The 6,299-nt window shown below is 60.2% G+C and carries 5 protein-coding genes and 1 pseudogene; 4 read left to right on the top strand and 2 right to left on the bottom strand.

The features are described 5' to 3' along the window. Positions 1-227 (top strand): ATP-binding protein (locus ABLE93_RS26635; protein ID WP_348842682.1); only part of this gene is annotated, 227 nt, incomplete at its 5' end. 916 nt (positions 228-1,143) lie between these two features. Here the strand turns inward: ABLE93_RS26635 and ABLE93_RS26630 are convergent. After that, on the bottom strand, positions 1,144-1,605 hold the full coding sequence (locus ABLE93_RS26630; RefSeq protein WP_348842681.1) for a hypothetical protein: 462 nt from the start codon (positions 1,603-1,605) through the stop codon (positions 1,144-1,146). A gap of 1,123 nt (positions 1,606-2,728) precedes the next feature. Here ABLE93_RS26630 and ABLE93_RS26625 point away from each other — a divergent pair. From ABLE93_RS26625 to terL, 3 genes are read left to right on the top strand one after another with little or no spacing between them, the layout of a single operon-like run. After that, positions 2,729-4,090 (top strand): DNA modification methylase, encoded by a 1,362-nt coding sequence (locus tag ABLE93_RS26625; protein WP_348842680.1) that lies wholly within the window; start codon positions 2,729-2,731, stop codon positions 4,088-4,090. Positions 4,091-4,093: 3 nt separating this feature from the next. Continuing rightward, positions 4,094-4,492, top strand: coding sequence for a DUF5681 domain-containing protein (locus tag ABLE93_RS26620; RefSeq protein ID WP_348842679.1), 399 nt, complete (start codon positions 4,094-4,096; stop codon positions 4,490-4,492). A 4-nt stretch (positions 4,493-4,496) separates the two neighbouring features. Continuing rightward, positions 4,497-6,056 carry a phage terminase large subunit gene (terL, locus tag ABLE93_RS26615; protein WP_348842678.1) on the top strand — a complete coding sequence of 520 codons (1,560 nt, stop codon included), beginning with the start codon at positions 4,497-4,499 and terminating at the stop codon, positions 6,054-6,056. Positions 6,057-6,118: 62 nt separating this feature from the next. Here terL and ABLE93_RS26610 read toward each other — a convergent pair. Beyond that, positions 6,119-6,299: pseudogene (locus tag ABLE93_RS26610) on the bottom strand (IS5/IS1182 family transposase); the annotation flags it as partial.

The following is a 6,299-nucleotide window of genomic DNA, read 5'->3' as shown; positions in this document are numbered from 1 at the left end:
ATCTCTCCCGCAAGGACTTCATCGTCCTCGACGAGCTCGGCTACCTGCCCTTCGCCCTGTCCGGCGGCCAGCTCCTGTTCCACCTCGTCAGCAGGCTCTACGAGCAGACCTCGGTCATCGTCACCACCAACCTTGCCTTCGGCGAGTGGCCGAGCGTCTTCAACGACCCCAAGATGGACATCGTCGAGACCGGAAACGAGATCTGGCGCTTCAAGAACCGCGCCTGACCTCCGCCACCATTGACCCCACTGTCGCTGCGCCAAACCAACGCTCCACGGCAGTGGGGTCAATGCCCCAGACAGGGGTCAACATTCGGCGCCGATAGGGGGTCAGGTTTCCACGCCGATTGACAATTGCCGAGGACGAAGCCGGGCTTGAGGGGCCGCCCGCTTGGAACAAGGCGCGCAGCCAATGGGCATCTTAGCCGCCCCCATCGCACCAGACGACGCCCGCCCACGCCGCCTCGTTGAGAAGAACCGCGACATCGGGCGCCGGTAGGCCACCATCGAGGGCGCTCATGGCAATGCCGTGGACCTTGCGCGATGCCAGGCCCCGATGACCGAAGCGCCGCCAGTCTTCGGTTCGACGGATGAGGGTGGACTAGACGGATATGGGATCGCCGCGTGCGGGCCGCACCGCCGACCCCACCTCGATCGGATAGCTGCCATCCTCCAGGGAACTTGCCTCGAAGTCGAGGATGCGCACGGGCCAGGCGCCATTTATTACGTTCAAACTATCTCTCTACCTCTCATTTCGGGGAATAATCTCAAGACAGAGACGTCGATAGACGCTTGCCCGTTTAAACATATACGACACCTCAACTACGGGAATTCTTTGGCATGCCCGCCAATCTTCGATATATTTCGTCGTATTGCTTCAACGATTTTCTGTAAGCCCACCCCACAGCGGGCCGACAATTGGGCATGCGAAAAGGCTCGCTCTCTCGCGGAGACGTATCGCCGACCGTGCCAGGAAGTGTATTTTGCTCCCGATTTTTATCGTCCATGTCCCCTCCTTTCCCAATCCATACAGCACTCGAAGGCCTGAGCTGCAGCTCCCCCTGCTTACCTAAGGCGCGTTCTCCCCAGAGGCATCAGAAACTCGATTTCCAAAGGGGCTACGGATTCCCAATCTGCCGGAAACTCAAGACGCACTGGCGCGGACGGGTCGGCCCGACACTTTGAACTTCGCGCCGCTGTAATGGGCATCGAAGGCGAAGCGGGTCCGTTCCGGTGTCAGATGGAAAGCTTCGCGGATCGCCGCACGGAAGCCATCACCGGACAGTTGCCGGTCGATATAGGCGGTGAAGACCTCATCGCGCACATGGTAGACGACACGTCCACGCGGCCAGTCCTCATACTCGCCTACCAGCTTCAGCCTTTTCCGCAGCCCGGGCCAGAAATCGTAATGGGCCATCGCTTCGGTTTTGAAGCCGCCATAGTCCTCGGCGTCCCGCCAGGGCGTCTGGCAGGTGAGAAGCTCGGGCCGGCTGGCCTGCATCACAAACCAGAAGATGCCGACGCATGGTGTTTGCTGCGGGTGTTCCGTCTCGCTCTCCCGTTTCGTGTGCGGTCCAACGTTTCGGCCTGTCGGGTCCATGGTCATCGTGCAGCCTCCGTCAGGGCATCAGCGGGAGTAGTCATCGGCCTTGGGACTGGCCCGCCGGAGCGGACACAGGCGGTAGAGAACCGGCTCTCCCGTCGCGGAGATCAGGCCGCCCTTCCGCATCTGCACCGCCAGCGTGCCGAGATAGAGCGGGGCGATCTCGTACTTGATCGCGCCCCTCTCTCCGACGGAATTGCAGTCGGTATCGATCTCGTAGAAATACCCTTGGGCCGATGTGCGCCGAATGCGGCAGTGGATTTCGTATCGATGGATCTCCGACTGGTGACGAGCAAAGTGTCCTTGCTGTCGGGGTCATCGCAGCCGCCGTCCTGCCCCGATGAATAGAGCCCCGGCTGGATCGGCTCCAGCTGTCGGTTCAAGGCGGAGGCGGTGCACGACACGAGCAGCGCTGCCCCGACGCCGAGAAGCATTGAAATCTGAAGCGGGACGCGGACGTAGAGGCGATTGCCGCCGACCTGAAGCCGATCCCGCGTCTCGTGGTATCCGTTATTTCCAAATCCGTCCATTTGCGAAACGAACTCATTCGGCACCTTGTTTTCGTATGCGGTTGCCGCACCACGACGACGAGGGCGTTCTTCCCGTCGCCTTACGCGCGCCGCGCGATGCGTCGGCTTAGCTCCCATCGCCCTTGCGCGCGACGAGCGCCATAAAGAACAATTCACTTTGGCCGCCTGTTTCTTGCTTCACTTCGGCGTGAACAGGATGGGGCGCCAACCGACCGGGTGGGGCTTTTCGGTCCACATCACCGTGACCGCGTGATGCCGCCCCAACCGTTAGACACCACCCGTACCCAGATACAGGTTGCCCCTACGAGCCAGCGCGTCTGGCGGCACGTTTCACTAAAAAAAAGTTATGGTATTTTAATACTCCGACCACTTTGGGAGGGCGCGTGCCGCTAATTCTCCTTTAGCATCAATATGTTGGAAGTATCATATAGTTAGTCGGCTATGTGTTAAAGACCTAATGTTTCGCCATCCCTGCCATCCAGATCGGAAGGGTATCGCCAGTGAAGCCGGGCCAAACGGTCAATTTTTTGAGAATGGCTTGATCGTAGCCCAATAGCACCAGCTTTGCCAGCGGTCCCTGCCCAGGCAGGTGAAATATGTCTGTACCGAATTCCCTCGTCATCGAGATCCGCGGGATCGCGGACCTCAAGCCGTATGCCAACTCTCCCAGGGTCCATAGCCGGGACCAGCGCCGCAAGGCGAAGGACATCCTGCGACGCTTCGGCCAGGTCACGCCGATCATTATCGATCCGGACGGGATCATCATCGACGGCCACCTCGTCGCCGAGACCCTCGCGGCCCTCGGGCATGACGAGGTGGCAGTGGTCGTTCTGCCCAATCGCGATCCGGGGGAGTTGCGGGCCCTGCGCCTTGCCCTCAACCGGCTCGCCGAGAACGCCACGTGGGACAAGCCCAAGCTTAGGGCGGAATTTGACGCCCTGCTCGAGATCAGCGTCGACCTGTCCCTGACCGGCTTCGACCAGGTCGAGATCGACATGAGCGTGTCCATCGACGAGCCAAACTCCGGCGTTGTCGAGGACGCACCTTTGGCACCGGACCGCGATGCCCCGGTGGTGTCGCGCCGGGGTGACCTGTGGTGGCTTCGGGATCCGGCCGGCAAAACCGAGCACCGGGTAATCTGCGGCGATGCACGAGACCCGGAGGTGCATGCGGCATTGATGGGCGCCGACAGCGCCCGGATGATGTTCACCGATCCCCCTTACAACGTGCAGATCGACGGGCATGTCTCAGGTCTTGGTCGGACCGCCCATCGCGAGTTCGCGATGGTGTCAGGCGAGATGACGTCATCGGACTTCACCTCGTTCCTGGTGGCGTTCCTGGCCGCCTCATCCCCCGGACTCGCGGAAGGCGCGGTCCTGTTTGTCTGCATGGACTGGCGGCACCTGCCCGAATTGTTCGTATCTGCCGAAGCGACACGGCTCACGTCCCTCAATCTCTGCGTCTGGGCCAAGACCAATGCCGGGATGGGCTCCTTCTACCGATCCCAGCACGAGATGATCCTAGCTCTGAAGAAAGGCACCGCGCCGCACGTCAACACGTTCGAGCCGGGCAAGAAGGGGCGCTCCCGGTCGAACCTGTGGACCTATCGCGGCATGAACGTGCTCGGGGCGGAGCGGGACGCGCTTCTCAAGCTCCACCCTACCGTGAAGCCGGTCTCGCTGGTCGCGGACGCCATCAAGGACGTGTCGCACCGCCGCGACATCGTCCTCGACCCGTTCCTCGGCTCCGGGACCACCCTCATCGCCGCCCATGAAACCGGGCGGCGCTGCTTCGGCATCGAGTTCGACCCGGCCTATGTGGATCTCATCGTTCGGCGCTGGCTCGACCACACCGGCGGCACCGCCGTCCTGGCCGAGACCGGTGAGAGCTTCGGAGCGCGGGAGGCTGGAGCCCTAGCTGCCGCTCGTGCCGACGATCAACATCGGCGGGAGGACTAAGCTATGGCGAAGAAGCCCACCGACTACGAGGTCGGCTACCGCAAGCCGCCGGCTCATACTCGCTTCAAGAAAGGCCAGTCCGGCAATCCAAAGGGACGGCGCAAAGGGACACAGAACCTAGCGACCGATTTTGCGGAGGAGCTGGGCGAGCGCATTCGCGTGCGCGAAGGTGACCGAGAATACTCGGTCTCCAAGCAGCGGGCTATCGTCAAAGCCCTGTTCGCCCGGGCCGGCAAAGGCGACGTCAGGGCGATCAGCGTCATTTTAACCTACCTCGCTAAGGCCGTCGAGCGTGAGGCCACCGCTACAGCGGACGAGCCGATGACCGAATCCGAACAGGAGATCTTCGATCGGTTCCTCGCTCGCCACCACGCATCCCCCTCCAAGCCATCCAAGGACTGAGACCATGCCGAACAAGATGACTTCTCATAATCATCCAAAAGCCGAATTACACATGGCCGCGCGATTGGATTTTCATAGCTTCTTTCTGTTGATGTTTCCAGTCGTCCATGGTAACATCAAGATAGAAGAAGCTCCATATCTCGAAGTTCTTACGGCAACTTTTCAGGTCGTCTCTCAGACGCCTGGGAGAAACCAAATCATCAACATCCCCCCGCGGCATCTGAAGTCCTTTATCGCCTCGGTGTGCTTTCCGGCCTGGATCCTTGGCAAATATCCCCGGACCAAGTTCATGATTGCCTGCCATACGATGGGTCTGTGCACAGAGCTGCTCAATAATCTTCGCAGGCTCATGAAGAGCGAAGCCTATCAGGCGATCTTTTCGACACGGATCGGCAACAAGGACACGGAGGGCGAGTTCAAGACCACGAGGGGCGGGGGCGTGCTCGCTGTCTCATTCGAGTCAGCCCCCACCGGACGGGGGTGCGACTACCTCGTCATCGACGACCCGATTAAGGCAACGGAGCTAACTCCCGAGGCTCTCTCGCAATGCGAGAGGTTCTATCGCGATGCCCTCTTCAGTCGCCTCGATGATCCCGGGTCGGGCCACATATTGGTGATCATGCAGCGCCTCAAGCCCGATGATCTGGCCGGCCGCCTGATTGCGGCGGGTGGTTTCGAACTGCTGTCGCTGCCACTCCTGGCGACCGAGCGCGAGGAGATCTCCTTCAGACCTGCATTTGGATCGTCTCGGACCTTCGTCCGCGAAGCCGGAGAATGCCTCAATCCAGCACGTTTCAGCCTTGAAACGATCGAAAAACTGAAGGAGCAGATGAGCGACGAAGCCTTCGCTGCCCAATATCAGCAATCCCCGCTAGTAGGGTGCGGTGGTATGGTGAAAATGGAGGATATCCGCACATTTGAAGACCGACCGTGGCTAGACGCCGCGGTGGTGCAATCCTGGGATACTGCAGTCTCGGCCGACAGGAAGGCGTGCTTTTCTGTGTGTCTAACGTGGATGATGCACGGGAAGGACTTTTATCTGATCGATGTGTTTCGTGAGCGCATGACCGCTGACTGCCTTCCGGACAAAGCTGTTGAGTTGGCAAGACGCCACAAAGCCAAAAAGATCCTGGTTGAGGAGGCGGACGTAGGCTACGCTGTTATCGTCGCGCTCAAGAACGCCAACCTCAATGTTGGGCCAGTAGCGAAGCCGCAAAAATCAAAGGTCAGTCGTCTGGATGAATGTATTGGCGCCTTCCAACAAAAAATGGTGTCTGTCCAAAGCAATACCGCGTGGTTTAAGGATTATCTCGAAGAGCTTCTGGCGTTCCCGAATGGACGATTCAACGACCAAGTCGATGCTACCACGCAGTTCCTGAACTGGGCTCTCCCCATTGCATTGGGTGAAAAGAAGGATCCAACCGTGCGGACGGTTCCCTATTTGACCCGCGGCGTCACGGGGCCTGGCAACATGGTGTGGCGGATTGGTCGTGGCGTTGTTCGAGACGGCGCACCTCACAACCTCCGCCCAAAAAGGCCGCGTTTTCCTCGCGGCTATTGGTAACCCCCATCCGGCGCCGCTCTGCAGCGGCGCCGGTTCAGCTTCCGCCCTGGGCAGGGGACCCATAATGCATTGATCCAGATACGAACGGCGGCGAGCTTGAGCGCTGCGAGGAAGTCGTCCGGGCGCCGGTCGTAGCGGCTGGCGAGGCCCCGCATCTGCTTGATGCGGTTGAAAAGCGCTCGACAAGGTTCCTTTGGCGGTAGAGCCACGGACTGAAGGCAAAGGTCCGCTTGCGGATGGTGC

It is taken from the genome of Xanthobacter pollutisoli (assembly GCF_040044995.1).
Classification (GTDB): domain Bacteria; phylum Pseudomonadota; class Alphaproteobacteria; order Rhizobiales; family Xanthobacteraceae; genus Xanthobacter.
Note: the sequence above shows the minus strand (reverse complement) of the source record. Positions and strands in the feature narration are given on the sequence as shown.